At 68.7% G+C, this 19,580-nt stretch carries 21 protein-coding genes; 16 read left to right on the top strand and 5 right to left on the bottom strand.

Going from position 1 to position 19,580, the window contains the following annotated elements; translation table 11 throughout:
- Positions 1–55 precede the first annotated feature (55 nt).
- From ACGFY9_RS07355 to ACGFY9_RS07330, 6 genes are all read left to right on the top strand, one after another.
- Entirely contained in the window at positions 56–886 is an 831-nt protein-coding gene (locus ACGFY9_RS07355) for a hypothetical protein (protein ID WP_393752768.1), read from the top strand.
- On the top strand, positions 883–1,785 hold the full coding sequence (locus ACGFY9_RS07350) for a hypothetical protein (RefSeq protein WP_393752767.1): 903 nt from the start codon (positions 883–885) through the stop codon (positions 1,783–1,785). Before ACGFY9_RS07355 ends, ACGFY9_RS07350 begins: the two co-directional genes overlap by 4 nt.
- Complete coding sequence (locus ACGFY9_RS07345) at positions 1,782–2,783, top strand: hypothetical protein (protein ID WP_393752766.1); 1,002 nt, start codon at positions 1,782–1,784, stop codon at positions 2,781–2,783. Before ACGFY9_RS07350 ends, ACGFY9_RS07345 begins: the two co-directional genes overlap by 4 nt.
- A 205-nt stretch (positions 2,784–2,988) precedes the next feature.
- Positions 2,989–3,564, top strand: coding sequence for an FABP family protein (locus ACGFY9_RS07340; RefSeq protein WP_019062576.1), 576 nt, complete (start codon positions 2,989–2,991; stop codon positions 3,562–3,564).
- A gap of 15 nt (positions 3,565–3,579) precedes the next feature.
- Positions 3,580–4,044: a Fur family transcriptional regulator gene (locus ACGFY9_RS07335; RefSeq protein ID WP_393752765.1), complete on the top strand. Its 465-nt coding sequence runs from the start codon at positions 3,580–3,582 to the stop codon at positions 4,042–4,044.
- A 10-nt stretch (positions 4,045–4,054) separates the two neighbouring features.
- Positions 4,055–5,020, top strand: coding sequence for a YgfZ/GcvT domain-containing protein (locus tag ACGFY9_RS07330; RefSeq protein WP_393752764.1), 966 nt, complete (start codon positions 4,055–4,057; stop codon positions 5,018–5,020).
- 6 nt (positions 5,021–5,026) lie between these two features.
- On the opposite strand, the gene dtd is transcribed toward ACGFY9_RS07330, so the two are convergent.
- On the bottom strand, positions 5,027–5,452 hold the full coding sequence (gene dtd / locus ACGFY9_RS07325; RefSeq protein ID WP_393752763.1) for a D-aminoacyl-tRNA deacylase: 426 nt from the start codon (positions 5,450–5,452) through the stop codon (positions 5,027–5,029).
- Between the two features lie 170 nt (positions 5,453–5,622).
- Between dtd and ACGFY9_RS07320 the strand changes: the two genes are divergently transcribed.
- The 4 genes from ACGFY9_RS07320 (at position 5,623) to ACGFY9_RS07305 (ending at position 10,181) form a co-directional block, all read left to right on the top strand.
- Positions 5,623–6,228 carry an aerial mycelium formation protein gene (locus tag ACGFY9_RS07320; RefSeq protein WP_393752762.1) on the top strand — a complete coding sequence of 202 codons (606 nt, stop codon included), beginning with the start codon at positions 5,623–5,625 and terminating at the stop codon, positions 6,226–6,228.
- Positions 6,229–6,340: 112 nt separating this feature from the next.
- The gene (locus ACGFY9_RS07315) at positions 6,341–7,264 is read left to right on the top strand and encodes an asparaginase (RefSeq protein ID WP_393752761.1); all 924 of its coding nucleotides are present in this window, start codon (positions 6,341–6,343) and stop codon (positions 7,262–7,264) included.
- A 516-nt stretch (positions 7,265–7,780) separates the two neighbouring features.
- Positions 7,781–9,040, top strand: a complete 1,260-nt coding sequence (locus ACGFY9_RS07310; protein ID WP_393752760.1) for a GNAT family N-acetyltransferase — start codon at positions 7,781–7,783, stop codon at positions 9,038–9,040.
- A 226-nt stretch (positions 9,041–9,266) separates the two neighbouring features.
- The gene (locus tag ACGFY9_RS07305) at positions 9,267–10,181 is read left to right on the top strand and encodes a winged helix-turn-helix domain-containing protein (RefSeq protein WP_393752759.1); all 915 of its coding nucleotides are present in this window, start codon (positions 9,267–9,269) and stop codon (positions 10,179–10,181) included.
- 58 nt (positions 10,182–10,239) lie between these two features.
- Here the strand turns inward: ACGFY9_RS07305 and ACGFY9_RS07300 are convergent, their stop codons facing one another.
- On the bottom strand, positions 10,240–10,428 hold the full coding sequence (locus ACGFY9_RS07300) for a hypothetical protein (protein ID WP_019062567.1): 189 nt from the start codon (positions 10,426–10,428) through the stop codon (positions 10,240–10,242).
- Between the two features lie 156 nt (positions 10,429–10,584).
- On the opposite strand from ACGFY9_RS07300, the gene ACGFY9_RS07295 reads away from it, so the two are divergent.
- Positions 10,585–11,466, top strand: coding sequence for a winged helix-turn-helix domain-containing protein (locus tag ACGFY9_RS07295; RefSeq protein WP_393752758.1), 882 nt, complete (start codon positions 10,585–10,587; stop codon positions 11,464–11,466).
- Between the two features lie 29 nt (positions 11,467–11,495).
- Entirely contained in the window at positions 11,496–12,203 is a 708-nt protein-coding gene (locus ACGFY9_RS07290; RefSeq protein ID WP_393752757.1) for an HAD family hydrolase, read from the top strand.
- Here ACGFY9_RS07290 and ACGFY9_RS07285 read toward each other — a convergent pair.
- Positions 12,194–12,376: a hypothetical protein gene (locus ACGFY9_RS07285; RefSeq protein ID WP_393752756.1), complete on the bottom strand. Its 183-nt coding sequence runs from the start codon at positions 12,374–12,376 to the stop codon at positions 12,194–12,196. The two genes, ACGFY9_RS07290 and ACGFY9_RS07285, sit on opposite strands and share 10 nt — an antisense overlap.
- Before the next feature lie 208 nt (positions 12,377–12,584).
- Between ACGFY9_RS07285 and ACGFY9_RS07280 the strand changes: the two genes are divergently transcribed.
- From ACGFY9_RS07280 to ACGFY9_RS07270, 3 genes are all read left to right on the top strand, one after another.
- Complete coding sequence (locus ACGFY9_RS07280) at positions 12,585–13,505, top strand: GntR family transcriptional regulator (protein WP_393752755.1); 921 nt, start codon at positions 12,585–12,587, stop codon at positions 13,503–13,505.
- 163 nt (positions 13,506–13,668) lie between these two features.
- Positions 13,669–15,894, top strand: coding sequence for a phosphotransferase (locus ACGFY9_RS07275; protein WP_393752754.1), 2,226 nt, complete (start codon positions 13,669–13,671; stop codon positions 15,892–15,894).
- Between the two features lie 40 nt (positions 15,895–15,934).
- Entirely contained in the window at positions 15,935–16,822 is an 888-nt protein-coding gene (locus tag ACGFY9_RS07270) for a hypothetical protein (RefSeq protein ID WP_393752753.1), read from the top strand.
- 6 nt (positions 16,823–16,828) lie between these two features.
- Here the strand turns inward: ACGFY9_RS07270 and ACGFY9_RS07265 are convergent, their stop codons facing one another.
- Both ACGFY9_RS07265 and ACGFY9_RS07260 read right to left on the bottom strand, forming a co-directional pair.
- A complete protein-coding gene (locus ACGFY9_RS07265) occupies positions 16,829–17,791 on the bottom strand; it encodes a zinc-binding dehydrogenase (RefSeq protein ID WP_393752752.1) in 963 nt (320 codons plus the stop codon).
- A 59-nt stretch (positions 17,792–17,850) separates the two neighbouring features.
- Positions 17,851–18,693 (bottom strand): nitroreductase/quinone reductase family protein, encoded by an 843-nt coding sequence (locus ACGFY9_RS07260; protein ID WP_393752751.1) that lies wholly within the window; start codon positions 18,691–18,693, stop codon positions 17,851–17,853.
- A 193-nt stretch (positions 18,694–18,886) separates the two neighbouring features.
- Between ACGFY9_RS07260 and ACGFY9_RS07255 the strand changes: the two genes are divergently transcribed.
- Entirely contained in the window at positions 18,887–19,510 is a 624-nt protein-coding gene (locus ACGFY9_RS07255; RefSeq protein WP_393752750.1) for an RraA family protein, read from the top strand.
- Positions 19,511–19,580 lie beyond the last annotated feature (70 nt).

Raw genomic sequence — 19,580 nt, 5'->3', positions numbered from 1 at the left:
CAACTTCCTTACAACTCCGTGCGTTGGCCATGGGTCTCCTGTGCGCGCATATGGAATGCGCACGTCATGTTCCGTGGGGGACGTTTTGGAAGTACCGGAAGAATCCATCGAAGAAGTGCCGGATCCGGAGCCGGAGTTGGGCCCGGAGACAGAGCCGGAGCCGGGGCCCGCGCCCCGCCCGCGCCGCCGGGGCCGCACCACCCTCCTCATCGCCGTCGGGGCCGTACTCGGTGTCGTCGCCGGGACCTGCACGGGTTACCTGGTCCAGGCGGACCGCGCACCCGACGCGCTGCCCTCGCTCTCGCAGGCCACGCTCACCCAGGCGAAGGGCCCCGCTCCGGAGCCCCTGGCCGCCGCCCAGGACCGCAGGGTCAAGACGGACGGCGACCTGCGCAAGCTGCTGCTGAAGAGGCCGAGCGGGGCCCGGGACGCGGGCTACGACGTCGGCGTCGACGGGTGGATGGACCTGGCCGAGTACGCGGAGACGTTCGACGAGCCGGCCGACGCGTTCAGCGACCTCGTCGCCAGTGAGTTCCGCCGCGCGGCCGTCGCCAACTGGCGGGAGGGCAGCTCGCTCTTCGTCGAGATCCGGCTCGTGCAGTTCCGCCAGGAGGACGAACTCGTGGTCGCCGACGACTCGGACGACGCCTACTACTGGGCCGAGAAGAAGTCCGACACCGACAGCTGGCCCATCCCGGGCACGGGCGACGGGATGGCGTACGTCCACAACTCGCCGGACAGCGAGGCCGGTTACACGGACGTCTACAACGCCGAGGCGCACGCCTGGCGCGGTGACGTCGAGATGGACATCTGGGTCTCCTCGGCGAAGCCCGTCCCGAAGAAGAAGATCATGGATCTGGCCGAGCGGCAGATGGAGCGGCTGTGACCACCGACAACCCCACCGAGCGGGTGGAGCCGGAACCGGAGCCGCGGCCCGAGGCGCAGCCGGAGACGCAGCCGGAGCCGGAGGCGGACGTGCTTGTCCCCGAACTCGTCGGCAGTTCCGAGGAGTTGGCCCCCGAGGCCGTCAGGAAACCGGTGCGCAAGGGCCGTATCGCCGCGATCGCCGGGGCCGTGCTGCTCGTCGTCGCCGTGGTCGGCGCGGCCGGGTACACCGTCGTGACCGTGAACGGCGCGGACCGGGACGCGGGCGACGCCGTATGGAAGTTCCCGAAGGTGTCCACGGAGAAGGCGGAGGGCGCGGCCAAGCCGACCGGGCTCGCCGCGGCGCTCGTGCCGTACGGCCCGGACGGCTGGAGTCAGGGGCCCGACCTCGCGGAGTACGGCCATGACGTGGCGTTCACCGGCGCGCAGGCGGCGGCGCTGCGCAAGGAGTCGCTGAAGGAACTGCCGGCCAAGCAGCGCAAGCCGTTGGAGAAGGAGATCGACAAGCAGCACACCAAGGGCCTGGCGATGCGCAGCTACGTCAGCACCGACGAGCAGGCGTCCGTCTACACGGACAAGGCGTCGACGGTGAGCATCGTGCTGGCCCAGATCGCGGACAAGACGGCGGTACGGAACGCGTCCCGCTTCCAGAACGAGTTCTTCGACTCCCTGGGCGTCTTCCGGCCCGGCCCGTCGATCAACGGCTACAAGAACGCCGAGTGCTTCCTCTCGCCGAAGAGCAGCGACGAGAAGCTCGACACGATCTACTGCTCCGCCTACCAGGGAGAAGTCCTGGTCACCCTCACGGCGAAATCCGCCCGCCCGATGCAGACGTACGCCATCGGCCGGCTGCTCCAGGAACAACTCGACCGCATCAAGGACCCGGGGGAGGCGGTATGACCGACCAGCAGCATGAGAAGTCCGCGGAGCCCGCCCAGCCCACCCCTGAGCCGGAACTCGCCCCCGAACCTCCGGCGCCCGCCGAGAGCCCGGCCGTCGAGCCTTCGGCGCCCGCCGTCGAGAGCCCGGCCGTCCAACCTCCGGCGACCGTCGAGAGCCCGGCCGTCCCGGAGCCGCCGCTCTTCCCGCCCACCGTCCTCCAGGAGCAGGACCCCCAACCCGCCCCCGCCGGGAAAGACCGCCGGGTCATGCGCGCGGTGCTGCGCTGGACCGCCGCCGTGGTCGTCTTCGCGGTGGCCGGGGCCGGGACGGCGTACGGGATCACCGACATGAAGCGGTCGGACGTACCCGGGCTCGGGACGGAGTCGGACGGGCGGTGGGACTACCCCGTGCTCACCAAGCCGCCGCTGCCGAAGGGCAGCCCGGGGCCGCTGGCCGAGGCGAACCCGGCGGGGTCCCACTTCGCGGACCTGCGGGCGCTGGTGCTGCCGGCGCCGAAGGGGGCCACGGGTGACAAGGCGCTCGACGGCAGTGACGGCTGGCTGGCCACGAAGGTGTTCCTCGCCGAGTTCTCCTCGGGCGACGACCGGACCGAGCTCGCGCAGAAGCTCACCGACGACGGTCTGCGGCACATCGCGGCCCGCGGCTGGACCACCCCGGACGGCACGCACACCCGGATCTACCTGCTCCAGTTCGACACGGGGACGGTCGCCGATGGCCTGGTCTCGGGGAGCCTGGGCGGATACTCGGCGCCCACCTACCCGGTGCGCGGCGCCGACAGCTACGAGTCGGACGACGACTTCCCGGACGCGGCCAAGGTCACGGACATCTCGCTCCTGCCGTACGTCGAGACGAAGCCGTACGGAGCCGAACAGGTCCGCGAGGCGTTCCTCACGGCCGGCGACACCGTCGCGATGATCGTGCAGTCGAGGAAGGGCGAGGCGGAGGCCGTGCCGTTCCAGCAGACGGTCACCCTGCAGAGCCAGCTGCTCGCCTAGCCGTACCCACCATGAGGGCCGGGCCCCAGCCGCGTAAGCTGGGGCCCGGCCTGTGTACGTACCGCTCAAGGAGCACCCGTGTTGGAGATCTTCTTCGAAACCCTGCTGGTCCTGGTCTGCGTCGGCGTCCTCGCCTTCGCCGGACTGAGCGTGAAGAAGCTGTACCAGGGCCAGCGCTGACCCCCACCGAGGAACTGCTGACGTCATGATCGAGATCCCGTCCGACCTCCACAAGGACCTGGTCCCCCTCGTCTTCCTGCTCGGCGAGTGGGCCGGCGCGGGCGTGCACGACTTCCCCGGCTCCGAGAAGTGCAACTTCGGCCAGGAGGTCTCCTTCACGCACGACGGCCGCGACTTCCTGGAGTACCGCTCCCACACCTGGGTCCTGGACAACGACGGCAACAAGGTCCGCCCCCTGGAGACCGAGTCCGGCTTCTGGCGCATCGACGCCGACCGCAAGGTCGAGGTCACGATGACCCGCGACGACGGAGTCGTCGAGATCTGGTACGGCGAACTCGCCAAGCAGAAGCCCCAGATCGACCTGGTCACGGACGCCGTCGCCCGCACCGCCGCCTCCGGCCCCTACACCGGCGGCAAGCGCCTCTACGGCTACGTCAAGAGCGACCTCATGTGGGTCGGCGAGAAGCAGACCCCCGAGGTCGAACTCCGCCCCTACATGTCCGCCCACCTGAAGAAGATCGTCACCCCGGACGACGTCGAACGCTGGGCGAAGGCCCTCCCGGACGACATGCCGGACGACGGGATCGCTTTCTTCAAGTAGTTCTACACTTCCAGTGTGGTGAGCACCGACTGGAAGAGTGACCTCAGGCAGCGCGGCTACCGGCTGACGCCGCAGCGACAGCTCGTGCTCGAAGCCGTGGACACCCTGGAGCACGCGACCCCCGACGACATTCTCGGCGAAGTACGGAAGACCGCGTCGGGGGTCAACATCTCCACCGTGTACCGGACCCTGGAACTCCTGGAGGAGCTCCAGCTGGTCAGCCACGCGCATCTCGGGCACGGGGCGCCGACGTACCACCTCGCGGACCGGCACCATCACATCCACCTGGTCTGCCGGGACTGCACGAACGTCATCGAGGCCGATGTCGAGGTGGCCACCGAGTTCCGGGCCAAGCTGCGGGACGCGTTCGGCTTCGAGACGGACATGAAGCACTTCGCGATCTTCGGCCGCTGCAAGGACTGCGCGCAGCGGAATCCGACCGGTAAGACGTCGGCTGAGTCTTCAACTACCGAGTCGTAGGCTTACCCGTATGAAGAGCCCCCTGTTGTCCGTGCCCGGCGCCGTCCCCGCCGAAGGAGTGGACGAAGGCGTCGCCGCCCACTACGGCGACCTGTTCCGTGAGCAGCGCACCCTCGCCGACGGCACCGGTTTCGTGGACCTCTCGCACCGCGGGGTCGTCGCCGTCACCGGTGACGACCGGCTGAGCTGGCTGCACCTCCTGCTCACCCAGCACGTCAGCGACCTCCCCACCGGCGTCGCCACCGAGGCGCTGATCCTCTCCGCGCACGGCCACATCGAGCACGCCCTGTACCTCGTCGACGACGGCACCACGGTGTGGATGCACACCGAACCCGACACCCAGGAGGCGCTGATCGCCTACCTGGAGTCGATGAAGTTCTTCTACCGGGTCGAAGTCACCGACCGCACAGCTGAGTTCGCGGTCGTGTACGTCCCCGCCGGTTCCATCGCCGAGGTCCCGGCCGGTGCGGTCGTACGCGAGACGCCGTACGGCCGCGACCTCTTCCTCCCGCGCGAGGACCTGGAGTCGTACGCCGAGAAGTCCGGCCCCCCGGCCGGGATCCTCGCCTACGAGGCGCTGCGCGTCGAGCACCACCGCCCCCGCCTCGGCTTCGAGACCGACCACCGCACGATCCCGCACGAGCTGGGCTGGATCGGTACGGCGGTCCATCTCCAGAAGGGCTGCTATCGCGGCCAGGAGACGGTGGCCCGAGTCCAGAACCTGGGCAAGCCGCCGCGCCGCCTCGTCTTCCTCCACCTCGACGGCAGCGAGGTCCATCTTCCGGGCCACGGCACGGAGTTGAGGCTCGCGGAGGAGGGCGCGGACGGTCGCAAGATCGGTTTCATCACGACCTCCGTACGCCACCACGAACTGGGGCCGATCGCCCTCGCGCTGGTGAAGCGGAACGTGCCGCTGGACGCGCCGCTGCTGGCCGACAGCACGGCGGCCGCACAGGAAGTGGTCGTAGAACCCTAGGGTTTTCTAGAGGTCTACGACCACCGTGAACGGGCCGTCGTTCGTGAGCGAGACGCGCATCCGGGCGCCGAAGCGGCCCGTCGCCACGGTGGCGCCCAGGGCGCGGAGTCGGGCCACCACCTCGTCGACGAGGGGCTCCGCGATGTCGCCGGGGGCGGCCGCGTTCCAGGTGGGCCGGCGCCCCTTGCGGGCATCGCCGTACAGCGTGAACTGACTGATCACGAGGAGCGGCGCATCGATGTCACTGCACGACTTCTCGTCGTGGAGCATGCGGATCGACCAGAGTTTGCGGGCGAGTTGGGCCGCCTTCTCCTTGGTGTCCTCGTGGGTGACGCCGACGAGGACGCACAGCCCCTCGCCCTCGATCGCCCCGACCGTCTCCCCGTCCACGACGACGCTCGCGCCGTCCACCCTCTGCACCACTGCTCGCATGGGTCCCATGATGCCGTGCGGGCGGAAGCGGTTGTCGGGCGGCCGTAGGAGGGTCGATTTTTGATCCTTAACCCCCCATCTGGGGCCGTTCGGGGGCACTCGGTCACATAGCGGCCACTTGGGGTGGCACGATGCTGTCCACACGCCGGTCGAGGGGACGGTTCAGGCACATGAGCACACCGAGTACCGGGCAGCACCACAGGCCTGTCTCGCTGATCCGCGCGGGAGGACCGGCGGCCACGCGCCGCCCGCCCGTGCAGCGCGTCGACAGTCCGCTGCTGCCCGCCGAACCGCCCGCACCCGACCTGACCGCGCTACGGCTCCCGGAATTGCGCGCGCTGCGCCGCGACGCCCAGCGCGACGAGGCCGACCTGAGTTACGTACGACGGCTCCTGCAGGGCCGGATCGACATCCTGCGCGCCGAACTGGCCCGGCGTTCCCCGGCGGGCGCGGCCTCCGTCGTCGACCGGCTGTCGGAGATCCTGGCCGACGCACCCGCCCGGCACCGTTCGTCGGCCCGGCACGTCACGCTGGGCACGCCGCACAGCGAGGAGTACCGGCTGCTGGCCGCCGAGATGCTCGCCGAGGTCGAACTCTCCGACCTGGAGGCCCGCACCGACCTGGAGCTGACGACGGCGATGGGCCGCCTGGTCCGGTACGAGCAGCAGGTGTCCCGGCGCCGCCAGCTCCTCCAGCACACGGCCGACGGCTGTAGCGCGGAGATCGCCCGCAGGTACCGTGAGGGAGAGGCACAGGTGGACGACCTGCTGACGTGAGTGACGTGAGGGGCCTGATGTGACGGTTGAGGATGCGGGTTCTGCGGGGGCCGCGCGGGTTGCTGGGGTTGCCGCGGGGGTTTCCGCGGGGGTTTCTGATACGCCCCCTCCGGTGCTCGCGGAGGTCGTCCGCTCCGGCTTCGTGGAGAGCCGGCACCGGGGGAGCCTGGTCGTCCTGGCGGCGGACGGTTCGGTGGAACTGGCCCTGGGTGACGTGACGGCCCCGGTCTTCCCCCGCTCCTCCAACAAGCCGATGCAAGCGGCGGGCGTCCTGCGCGCGGGCCTCGACCTCACCGGCGAACGCCTCGCGATCGCCGCCGCGAGCCACTCCGGCGAACTCTTCCACCGCGATCTCGTACGCCGCCTCCTCTCCGAACACGGCCTGGACGCAGGCCAGTTGCAGTGCCCGCCGGACCTTCCCCTCGACCCCGTCGAGCAGGAGACGTACCTGGCGTCGGGCGCCGTACGCGACCGCATCGCCATGAACTGCTCCGGCAAGCACACGGCGATGCTGGCGGCGAGCGCGCTGCGAGGCTGGCCGTTGGAGTCGTACCTGGACCCGGATCACCCGCTCCAAAAACTTATCCACAGGGTTGTGGAAGAAGTGTCGGGTGAGCGGGTCGCGGCTGTGGGCACGGACGGCTGCGGCGCCCCGCTGATGGCGATCAGCCTGACGGGCCTGGCCCGCGCCTACCGTTCCTTCGTCCTGGCCGCCCCGGGTTCGGCGGAACGCCGGGTCGCCGACGCGATGCGGGCCCACCCCGAGTACGTCGCCGGCACGCGCCGTCCCGACACGTGGCTGATGCGGGCGGTACCGGGTGCGTTGTCGAAGATGGGCGCGGAGGCGGTCCAGGCGGTTGCCCTTCCGGATGGGCGGGCGCTGGCGTTCAAGGTGGAGGACGGGGCGGGGCGGGCGGTGGAGCCGGTGTTGGGGCGGGTGCTGGACGTGATGGGCGTGCCGGGTGTGGAGGGGCTAGGGAAGGTGGCTGTGCTGGGTGGGGGGCGTGAGGTGGGGGAGATCCGGGCGGTGTTCTAGGCGGTGTTCTAGGGATGGACGTTGGGCCACTCGCTTCTTGGCCAGTGTCGGGCTTCCGCGGCCCGAGTAAAGGGCGCTCCCTGCGGTCGCGTCGCCTGCGGCGATGGCCCTGCGGGCCACCCTTGACTAGGGCCGCTCCAGCCCGTTTGAGAAGCGAGCGAGCGGCCCGGAGGTGGAGTGGCGCGTTCGCGTCTCGCCTGCACGCCGGGTCGGCTCAGCGGCCAACCCTGGGTGGGTGGTTGCTGGAAGCTGGGGGTAAATCTAACCACCGTCGCGACCTTAGACCGGTTAGAAATGACCCCGGCTTCCAGCAACCACCCACCCGTTCACCCTTTCAGCGAGGTCGGCCCCACTCAGCCCGTTGGGGGTCCCCCCTCTGGGGGAGTTTGAGGACGAGGCCGTTCAGGCCGAAGGGGGGTCTGGGGGCGCAGCCCCCAGTGATGGGACGGGTAGGGGCGGCGGGGGCGAGGAAAAATCCGCGAGACACCCCACCGCTCGTACACCTAGCGTGATCCCATGACCAGTCACCCCCAGGATCTCGCCGTCCGCCCCGTCACAGAGCCCGAGATCCCCGACTGGATCCGCGCCCTGAACACCGGTTTCCTGCGCACCCCGTCCGTCTCCGACGAAGAGATCGCCGACCGCACCAGCTACATCGACCCGACCCGCACCCTCGGCGCCTTCGACGGCAACCGCTGCGTGGCGACCTTCCGTTCCTTCCCCCAGGAACTGACGGCAGTGGGCGGCAGCCCGGTCCCCGCAGACGCCATCTCGAACGTCACCGTCACATCCACGCACCGCCGCCGAGGCCTCCTGACCCGCATGATGGCCCAGGACCTGGCGGCGGCGAAGGAGCGCGGTGACGTCGTAGCCACGCTCATCGCCGCCGAGTACCGGATCTACGGCCGCTACGGTTTCGGCCCCGCCACCTCGGCGACCCAGTGGGAGATCGACGTCCAGCGCGCCGGCCTGGACCCGCGCTGGTCGGCACCGGAAGACGGCGGCCGTATCGACCTGGTGGACGGCGAGGACGTACGCAAACTCGGCCCCGAACTGCACGAGCGCCTGCGCCGCACCCAGCCAGGCGCGGTCAACCGCGACGACCGCTGGTGGCAGGTCACCACGGGCGCCGTACGCCTGGAGCGCGCGCCGTGGACCGAGCCCTTCTACGCCGTCTACCGCGCGGCGGACGGCGAGGTGGAGGGCCTGGTCGCGTACGTCTGCGACGACACCTGGACCGACGCCAAGCAGCCGCTCGACACGGCCACGGTGAAGGGGCTGATCGCCACCACCCCGGCGGCCGAGCGCGCCCTGTGGCACCACATCTGCTCGATCGACTGGGTGACGAAGGTGAAGTCGGGCTGGCGTGCCCCCGACGACCTGCTGCCCCTCCTCCTGCCGGACCCGCGGGCGGCCACGATCACGACCCAGGCGGACTGGTTGTGGGTGCGGGTCCTGGACGTCGTACGGGCCATGGAGGCGCGGTCGTACGAGGGGGAGGGCGCGTTGGTGTTCGAGGTGGTCGACGGGGCTGGACTGGCGGGCGGCCGCTACCGGTTGGAGGCTTCGGCGCAGGGCGCGTCCTGCACGCCGACGACAGAGAGCGCCGAACTCACCCTCGGTGTGGGGGAGTTGGGGACGCTGTGGCTGGGGGACGAGTCGGTCGTGCGGCTCGCGGCGCTGGGGCGGGTGCGGGAAGAACGAGCGGGCGCCGCCCGTGTGGCCGACGCCCTGCTGCGTACGTCCAGGCGGCCATGGTGCCCGGACATCTTCTGATCCTGAACGACCTTTCCCCTGGTGCCGGTTGATGGACTGGACTCATCCGTAGCTGTTCAGTTGTGGTGGTGCCGGCCGCCGGGCTCTCGGCTCCCCTCCAGGAGAGAGACCCAGGCGGCCAAGTCGGTCAAGTTGGCGACCAACTCTCTTCTAGTTATCTCCTCTTGGGTACGTCTCATAACCACCTTTCCTTGAACTGCCCAAAGATGGCGGGAAGTTGTAGTGTTTGGTCGTGGACCCGGAACACGCCACCGTCAATGGACGGACGAGGTCACCACGGCCACAGTGGTCACACCGCGAGCTGGCCGACGAGCTGCGCACCCGGATCAGGTCCGGTGTACTGCGGCCCGGCCAGCGCATGCCCACCCAGGCCAAGCTGGCGGACGAGTTCGGCGTCGAGCGCGGGGCCGTACGACAGGCCCTGCGCATCCTGCAGTCCGAGCGGCTGCTCACCAACGTGTCCAAGGGCAGCCCGGCGACCGTGGCCCCCGACCTCAACCTGGCGCTGACCGGCCCGGGAGCCCCGCCGCAGCCCACGATGGTGGGCCTGGGACCGCGCATATCGGAGGCCTTCGCGCAGCCGCACGTGGAGATCGAGGCGCTGTGTCTGACGGCGGTCTCGCTCACGCTGGCCATCGGCGAACCGCTGCGCCAGATCCACGCCGGACGTCTGAAACCGGCCAAGGTCGACGTCCGGGTGCTGCTGCCGAGCAGCGACATCGAACTCGCCTTCCCCTCCCGGGTGGACGCCCCGGCCGACGGCCTGCTGCAACGCCGCTGGCTGGCCCATCGCAACGCCCAGGGCCAGGTGTTGAAGCACAACCTGCTCGCGTTACGCGCGACGCACGGCATCGACGTGCACATCACGTTCCGCGCGCTGCCCTTCACCCCGCCCGTGAAGCTGTACCTGCTCAACGGCTCGGAGGCGCTCTTCGCCTACTACACGCTGACCCAGCGCGAGGAGGAGATCGGCCACGAGCAGGTGGAGATGTACGACGCGGAGGGCACCCAGTCGATGCTGTTCGCCTTCGACCAGGGCGCGGGGCTGCGGGACACGACGTTCGTGGAACAGTCGCACCTGTGGTTCAACGCACTGTGGGAGACGATCAGTTCGGAGCTCACACTGACACCCACGAGCTGATCGCCTCCCGCAGTGGCTGACCTGACGTGACCTTGGGGGCGGCCTTCGGGTCGTACGGTCACAGAGCCGGTCCGGTGACCAGCAGGGCCAGGACGACGGCCCCGATGGAACTGATGGCCGGGCTCTTGGCCTTGATGCCGATGGAGAGCAACAGCAGGCCGATGATCCCGGTGGCGCCGTACTTCCACTGGACGATCTGCTCGAAGCCGACGACGAAGACGGCGGAGAGGAGGGCGATGGCAGGCACGGTGGTTCCCCCTTCGGGCTGTGGAAGCAAAACTTCCACCAACTTGGAGAAGTTGGCAGCCAACTCTGCTTAAGTTGTTCCCGATTGGCACCTACTCACACCTACTTACAATCAGGTTCCAAACAACTCCCCTTAGATGGGGCAGAGTTATACCGTTTGGTCGTGACCCAGGAGAACGTGGCAGTGAACGGCAGCAGAAGCTTCTCGCCCCAGGAGATCGCCGACGCCCTGCGCGACCGCATCCGCACCGGCGACCTCAAGGCGGGAGACCGCCTGCCCACCCAGGCCGACCTGGCGGAGGAGTTCGGGGTCGAACGCGGCGCCGTACGCCAGGCACTCCGCCTCCTCCAGGAAGCGGGCCTCCTGACCAACGTGAGCAAGGGAAGCCCACCGCGGATCGCGGAGCCGCCGACTCCGCTGCGCGGCGAACCCCAGCCGACGATGGTCGGCTTGGCGCCACGCCTGACGGACGCGTTCGCGTCGTCGAACGTACGGATAGATGTCGTGTGTCACACGGCCGAGACCCTGATGATCGCCATCGGCGAACCCCTCCGCCAGATCCACGAGGGCCGCCTCAGCCCCCAGTCGATCGAGGTCCGCATCCTGGTCCCCTCCAAGGAGATCACCCTCGCGTTCCCCGTCCCGGCCGACGGCAGCGACGAGGACAACTCGGTCCACCAGCGCTGGCTGTCGATGCGCAACGCACAGGGGCAGGTGCTCCAGCACAACCTGCTCTCCCTGAGGGCCACGCATGGCATGGACGTCAAGGTCACCTTCCGGGCGCTCCCTTTCACCCCGCCCGTGAAGCTCTACCTCCTCAACGGCCAGGAGGCGCTGCTCGGTTACTACATGCTCACCAGACGGGAGGAGGAGTACGGCACCCAGACCCTGGACATGTACGACGTCCTCGGTTCTCAGTCCCTCCTCTTCTCCTTCCTCCGCCAGACCGGCGAGCGGGACGCTGCGTTCGTGGATCAATCCCAGCTGTGGTTCGACGCCCTCTGGGAAACCATCACGACGGACCTGACACTCTCCTAGTGACTCCTGATACGGCGCAGACTGAACCGGTGACAGTAGAGACAGAGAACCTGCGAGAACTGATCACCAAGGCCCGCAACGTCCTGTTCGACTTCGACGGTCCGGTCTGCCGTCTGTTCGCGGGGCACACGGCTGAGCGGGTGGCGGGCGAACTGGTCGAGTGGCTCGAAGGGCGGGGACTGCACGGGCTGTTGACGGAGACGGAAAGGGACTCCCTGGACCCGCACATGGTGCTGCGCGCCGTCGACCGCCGGCACCCGGGCAGCGATCTGGTCGCGGAGCTGGAGGAACGTCTCACCCAGGAGGAACTCCGGGCCACGTCCTCGGCGATGCCCACGGCGTACGCGGACCCGCTGATCCGCACCTGGTCGGCGGTGGGCTCCCGGCTGGCCATCGCCACCAACAACTCCCCGCGAGTGGTGCGTACTTACCTGGCGGGCCGCGGGCTCGTCCCTTGCTTCGCCCCGCACATCTACGGCCGCACCCAGGACCTCCACCTCCTCAAGCCCGACCCGCACTGCCTCATCCGCGCACTGAACGGCCTGGGCGCCGCACCGTCGGCCACCTTGATGATCGGCGACACCCCGACGGACCTCGAAGCCGCGCAAGGGGCCGGAGTGCCGTTCCTCGGCTACGCGCGTAACGACCGCAAGGAGAAGGTGCTGCGGGACGCGGGGGCCGAGTATGTCGTCGGCTCGATGGAGACGGTGTTGCGGGTGGTGCTGGATCAGGCCTGAGTCATCAGGAGCACGAAGATCACGGCTCCGACGGACAGGCAGGCGTTGTTGCGGGCCCTGAGACCCACGCCTATCAGGAAGAGGCAGAGGAGGCCGAGGGCCCCGTAACGCGACTGCAGCAGCTGTTCGATGCCGAGTGTCATGACGGCTCCCAGCAACTCGATGACGACCATGGGACCCCACCCCTTGTCTCTTGGACAGCGCTCTCGTCTGACAACTGATCAACAATCCGTCCAATTGGACTGGTTGCCTTGGATTGGATGTGCCCTGACTGCTTGATCCCCTAACGTCGCTGCGGAATGTGTATGGCGGACCGTCAAATCCGGCCGCGATATGACTGGAAGTGGTTTGCCCGCTCCGGTGAGGAGGTACGGTCGCCGTGTGAGCTCAGGACGTGGCGAGGGAGGCGGCAGGGAGTTCAACGCCCTGCTGGAGGAGCTCCGTGTCCGCATCGCCGACGGCAGGTACGCGGTGGAACAGCTCCTCCCCACACAGCGCGACCTCGCCGAGGAGTTCGGAGTCTCCCGTGACACGGTCCAGCGAGTTCTGCGTGAGCTGAAGGACGAGGGGTGGATCGAGTCCCGTCAGGGAAGCGGTTCACGCGTGGTGAAGAGCCCCATGCACTCGGGCCGGGTTCCGCAGGCGGCACCCCGGCTGCGGGCGGCACTGGGGCCGTTCGTCGCCCGGGCCTTCACCCAGCCGGTCGTGCAGTTGGACGTCTTCACCCTCACGTCCGAGAGCCTGGACACTCATGTCCGCCTACAGGCCGAACACATCCGCACGGGGGAGATCGCCACCCCTGAGCGCATCGAGTTGCGGATGCTGTTGCCCTCGGAGTCGCTGGAACTTCCGTACCCGCGCGCCCTGAAGCTGAAGGGTGTGGCAGACGGAGCTGATGGGGCCGACCAATTGGGCGGGTTGCAGGAGCGGACGCAACAGCGGTTGAGGGACATCACCCGGCTGCACACGACGTCACTGCGCGCGGCCCTGCGGAACCTGCAGACAGAGGGAGTAGTGCCGTCGGTGAACGTGGAGGTCAGGACCGTCCCCCTGGTCCCTGCCTTCAAGTTGTACCTGCATCGAGGCGCCGAAGCCTTGTTCGGCCCGTACGAAGTCGTGGAGCGTTCCATCCGCCTCGACGAAGACACGGAGATCGACGCCCTCGACGTTCTTGGTCTGGGGTCGACGCTGATACGGCACGTCAACGACGAGGGCGACCCCAACTCCACCGGATCGGTGTTCATGGAGAGCATGCAGGCGTGGTTCGACGCCTGCTGGGAGCGCCTGGCCCTGACCTCATGACATCCGCAGCTCGTTCGAGCGAAGTCATCAAGTGGGTTTCGGTTTAGCCAGGTTGCGCCGTGCGCTACAGCCTTGGGCATTACAGTGTGCCCACCCTGCTCGCAGCGCATGCACATCGGCGGCGACGTACAGCTATTCAGGAGCGACCTTGGGTGGTCCACCAATGCCCGGAACTCCCCCCAGGGCCAGGGATACGGGCGACGCCTTCGACGGGCTCGTGGCCTGCGCCAGGAACGAGGGGAAGTTCAGCCGGGGTCACCACAACCTGAACTATGTCGTCCGACCGCCGCAGGACGTCCGTTTCAGGCTGCCGGAGCTGAGGGGACACGACCGCGTCACCGTCCGCGAGCGGATCCCCGATGTGCTGCCGGTCGTCATCAGGACGTGGCAGGACGAGGCGAGGATCCTCGACGCGCTCCGTGGCGTGCTGCCCCATGTGCCGCAGTGTCTCGTCAGACGCGAGGACATGACCGTCCTGAGTTATGTCCAAGGCGTGCCGTTGTCGACCGTCCGCCCCAACGGCACACTGGTGGATTCCGAGCTCATCTCCGCCCTTGCCGGCCTGCTCGCGGACATGACGCAGGTACGCAGAAAGGATCTGCCTCCGCTGCCGCCGTCCTGGCCCCGGCACAGCAGGGACAGCCGGGCGTTCCTCCGGGCTCTGGCCATGGCGACGGAGGAACAGATCAGGAAGCGCAACTGGCCGAAGTTCGGGGGTCTGTTCGCCACGCTGGGTATTCCCGGGGATGCCATGGTGCGGTTCGCCGAACGGGTACCCGCGATGATCAGCCGCCCTTTCAGCCTGCTCCACACCGATCTGCACCGCGACAACGTGATCTTCTCGTACCACGGCAGCCCGCCCCTGATCTGCGTCGACTGGGAGCTGGCCACCTTCGGTGACCCGGTTCACGATCTGGCCACCCATCTGGTACGGATGGACTACCCGGCTCAGCAGTGGGCCGAGGTGATGGACGCCTGGCGCGCTGCCATGGACCTGCGGTGCGGCGAGGCGGTCAAGGGCGCCGAGCGGGACCTGAGGCACTACGTCGACTTCGAACGCGCCCAGTCCGTCTACCCGGACGTGATGCGCGCGGTGACGTCGCTCGGCGACAAGTTCGACCAACGGGAGCTGGATGCCGCGACGTACGCGGTGCGCCGGGCCCTGTTGCTGGCCGAGGCTCCCCTGCGGCTCAAGAGCGTGCCGGACGAGAAGTCCATCGAGGGGATTCTCTTCCGGTGGAACGTGTCCAACGGAAAGAAGCACAGCAAGGACCAGATCAAGTTGCACATCCCCTGGCGGCGGGACTTCAGGGTTCCCGAGCACCCCGAGTTCCCGGCGTGGGCGGTGCGGGACGCCCTGTTCGCGGAGGGTGCGGCTCCCGCGGACCACGTGTTCAAGGGAACGGCCCACCTCAGCACGGCGGTTCGGGTACGAGACGTCTCCCTCCCGGTCATGGTGCGGCGGAAGGTGGGATCGGCGAACCCACGGGAACGGCGGTTCCTCAACGAGCACGCCGTTCTGGGGGTGATCGAGGCATCGGGTGTGCGGGTCCGTGCCCCGCGGGTGCTGGCACTGGGCAGCAGCGGTCCCCGTCTGAAGGACCAGTTCACCATTCACTCGTACGAGGGGCCCAAGGGCGAGATCCGGCATCCGGACCATCCCGCCGAGGGTCTGCTGCCGCACGAGGCGGACGATCTCGTCGACCAGCTCTGCGAGTTGACGGCGATCGACTGCGAGGAGCTGGGTTCGGACACCTTGGGGCACGACTTCTTCTACGGCCTGCGCGGCGAACTGCTCCGCATGGTGTCCGAACTGCCCAAAGAGACACTGAGGTTGGCTCGGCAGCTGGGCCTGCCTGGAGACACCGTCCGGCTCGGGGAGATCCTCGACCGGTACATGCTGACCCCGCGCCGTTCCGTGCTGCTGCACGGCGATCTCAACCCCTGGAACCTGGTGCGCCGCGAGGACGGTACGGGACTGACCCTCATCGACTGGGAGATGGCGATGGTGGGTGATCCGCTCTACGACCTGGTCCGCCACATCCACCTGACCCCGACGAGCCCGGACATCCGTGAGCGCCTGTTCACCCGCTGGGCGAAGAGGATGCCGGAGGAGTACACCAAGGGCTGGCGCGAGGACTGGAACGTGTACCGCTGGATCGAGACCGTGCGGTCCGCCTATGTGGATCTGGACCGGCTCGTGACCGGAGACAGCCTCGAAGCTCCCAACGTCCGCCGGGCGGTGGATACATATGCCATGACCCTGAAGACGGCGACCGCGTCACTTGGGCTCAGGGCCAGATCGACAGCCAACCCGTATCTTGCCTTCGCACTGCCCCGGGCCGACCATGGACAGGCGTGGACGAACGAGCACCCCGCACACATGTGACACGCGGCTGTGCCCTGCGCGACGGGGGAGGAGGCTTGTGATGCGCGGCGGCAGAGGCGGGTTGCCCGAAAGCACCCTGGGCGAACGGCTCAAGCGGTTCCAGGCCCGGTACCAGTCGACGGTCACACGGCTTCTGCTTCTCGTCGTCTTCGTCATCGGGCTGATCGCGCAGTTCGTGAAGCCGGTGGGCGACGCTCTTCAAGGCAAGGTGTTCCTGGGCAGCGCGCTCCTCAGCGTGGTGGCCTATGTGCTGTACGACAAGGTCAACGACCTCGATGCATCACTTCGGCTGCCGTCCCGCGCCCAGGTGAAGTCACGCGAGTTGGGCACCTTCGTCACCGAGGCCTTCCGTGCGCGGACTGTGGAGATCAGCTTTCTCGGTTACACCGGCGAGACGCTCTACAACGAGCTCTACCACCGTCTGGAGGGCCTCCATGAAGATCCTGGTCCGACGCGGCACGTGGTGGTCAGATTCCTCGTCCCGGACTTCCGCGCTCCCATGACCGTGCCCTCCCGGGTGGGCACGGATGGGTTACCCGTCGATGACGAGGAGTTCCGCAGGCGGATAGAGGTCAAGTGCAGGGAGTTCGACCAGCGACTGTCGGCCATCGCGCAGCGGTTGACGTCGGTGGGGCGGGTGACGGCCGCCTGCGAGTACCGCTTCTACCCGGGCATACCGCGCGACAAGATCTGCATCTTCAACCGGGAACTGGTCCTGCACGGCCTCTACGACGTGTCCGCCCGCACCATGGGATTCAGCCCGGAACCCGACTACTACGATCCCCAGGGATACCGCACCGACCTCAACATCTGGTCGCGGGAGGACACCGACGACGCCAAGGCCGCCATCGTGACCTGGAACAGGCACTTCGACGCCCTGTGGGAACTGGCCGCAAGGCCGCCCTGGCACAGGGGCATGCCTGGCTGAAGGCGCTCAGCTCTTGAGCACCACTTTCCCCACCAGTACTCGGCCCTCGACAGCCGCATGCGCCTCTCCCGCACGCCCCAGCGGGAACACCTCCCCGATCACCACCCGCAACCGCCCCGCCACCACCTCCTCGAAGGCGTACGAGGTCAACCGGCGCAACTCCGCCGGAGGGAACTGGATGTCCGCGATGCCGAACAGCTTGATGCCCCGGTCGGCGGCCTCCTTCGTGTCGACGGGGGCGAAGGTGCCGGACGGGGCCCCGTGGGCCGAGAAGCGGCCGCCGTCCGCGGTCAACGGAAAGGCCACGGCGCCGAGTTGGCCGCCCACGCCGTCCAGGATCACGTCGGCCGCGCCGCCCAGTGCCGCACGGGCCCGCGCCGGCCAGTCGGAAGCCGAGACGTCCACCGCCGCGTCGGCGCCCAACTCCTTGATCAGTGCCAGCTTTTCCTCACCCCGGGCCAGCCCCACGACCAACGCGCCACGGGAACGGGCCAGTTGGACCAGCAGCGTGCCCATGCCGCCCGAGGCGCCCAGGATCAGGACGCGGTCGCCGGGAGACACGGCGGTCAGTTCGACGAGGCCGGACGCGGTGACGCCGTCGTGGACCAGGGCAGCCGCCGGCAGCAGGTCCAAGCCGTCCGGTACGACCGTCAGGGCCGTGGTCGCCGCCACCGCTCGCGAGGCGTAGCCGCCCTGGACGTACGACGTCACCCTGCGGCCCAGCCACTCCTCCGGGACCTCCGGGCCGAGCGCGCTGACCACCCCGGAGACGCCGCCGCCCGGGACGTACGGCGGTGTCGTCGGGAAGAACTCCTGGCCCCAGCCGGTCCGCACCTGGGTCTCGACGAAGATCGTGTCGACGTACGCGACGTCGATCAGCACCTCTCCCGGACCGGGGACCGGGTCCGGCAGTACCACCGGGACCAGGACCTCCGGCCCGCCGAACTCCTGTACCTGCGCTGCACGCATGACCAGCCTCCACCGCGTCGGGATATGCGTGCAGTCTTCGACCTCAAGCAGGCTTGAGGTCAAGCGACGGCGTCGAAGAGCGGGATCAACTCCTCCTCCTCGTACGTGAGATGCGCCTCCAGCGCCGTCGTCAGCCGCTCCACCTCGGCCCGGACCTCCGCCGGGTCCCTGGTGGTCGCGAGTGTCCCGCGCAACTCCTCCACCAGTGCCGCGATCCGTTCGTGTTCCTCGCGCAGGCGGGTCAGGGCCGGCGCGGAGGCGGGGTGGCGTTCGGCGATGAGGGGGAAGAGGACGGTGTCCTCGCCGGTGTGGTGGTTGTGCAGGCCCTGGCAGAACGTGAGGCAGTTGACGCGGAGTTGGGCGCCGAGGGTTGTGGTGGTTGTGCCGGTGGTCAACTCGTCGCGAATCAGGGCCAGTTCACGGCGGAACGCGTCGTGCACCACCTTGATGGCCTCGCCGAAGGACGCCGCGTTGATGTTTCCCGGGCCGCCCTGCGCCAAGCTGTGGAGGGCTACGACCGGGATCACTCGGGTGGTCTTCTCCTGGTATGCCGCCCAGCCCGCGTCCGCCTCCACCGCTCGGGCGAAGAGGCGGTCGCGTTCCTCGCCGGTGAGGACCTCGGCCCGGGCATCGTAAGTGAACACGCCGCTCTCGACGGTGACTTGGGGATGGGCGACGAGGTTGTGGAACCAGTCCGGGTGCCGGTCGGAGCCGGCCGCCGAGGCGATGACGAGGACCCGGTCGCCGTCGGGGAGGTAGCCGACGGGGGTGGTGTGCGGGGTGCCGGTGCGGGCGCCGGTGGTGGTGAGGAGGAGCAGGCGGGCGCCTTCGAAGTAGCCGCTCATACGGCCCCGGTTGGCGCGGAACTCGTCGATGACCGGTTGGTTGAAGTCGTTGGGCATGCGGTGGTGGTCTCTTCTCTCTGTCGCTGCTGGTCCGTGGACAGCGCTGTCGCGCGCTGATGTGTTGACGTCGATGCAGTGACAGACGGCGGGCCTCTCGCCCGCCTCGGCCTCACTCGGAGGCCGGGTACCCGACTCGCTCACGGCACAGGGCCGACCCGGCAGTCATGAGGAGGACGGTAGCGTCCGCCGTATGACTGATGCCACCGAATTCGAGGACATCCCTACGACCACCCTCGCCGATCTGCTCGGCCACGAGCAGGTGTTGGACCTCGGCGTCCGGGCGCTGTGGGGGCCGATGTCGCGTCTCGCCGGGCCGGCCTTCACCGTGCGGTGTCCGCCCGGCGACAATCTCATGCTGCACGCGGCCGTCTACCGTGCCGAGCCCGGTTCGGTCGTCGTCGTGGAGTCGGGGGATGTGGAGTACGCGCTCGCCGGGGGGAACGTCTGTGCCGTCGCGCAGGGGCGCGGGATCGCCGGGTTCGTCGTCGACGGGGTGATCCGGGACATCGGGGAGGTACGGGCGGCCGGGTTCCCCGTGTTCGGGCGGGGGGTCGTGCCGATCCCGGGGGTCAAGAAGACCGTACTGCCGTTGAACGAGCGGGTGCGGTGCGGGGGCGTCGCCGTCGACGCCGGGGATGTCGTGGTGGCCGACGAGGACGGGGTCGTGGTCGTGCCGGGTGCGCGGCGGGCCGAGGTGCTCGCGGGGGCGTTGGCTCGGTTGGTTCAGGAGGGCGACGAGAGCCTTGACGAGTGGGAGGCCGCACATCGCGCCCGGGTCGACGAGCTGCTGCGCGCGGGCGGGTTCGAGGGGTGACGTGCGGGGCGTAGGGGAGGAATGGCTGACAGGCGTGGCGTAGGAGCGGATTGTGTCCGATCCTGGTGGC

The sequence above is a fragment of the Streptomyces sp. NPDC048504 genome (assembly GCF_043200035.1).
Lineage (GTDB): Bacteria > Actinomycetota > Actinomycetes > Streptomycetales > Streptomycetaceae > Streptomyces.
The sequence above is the reverse complement of the archived record's forward strand: the minus strand, read 5'-3'. Positions and strand labels throughout refer to the sequence as shown.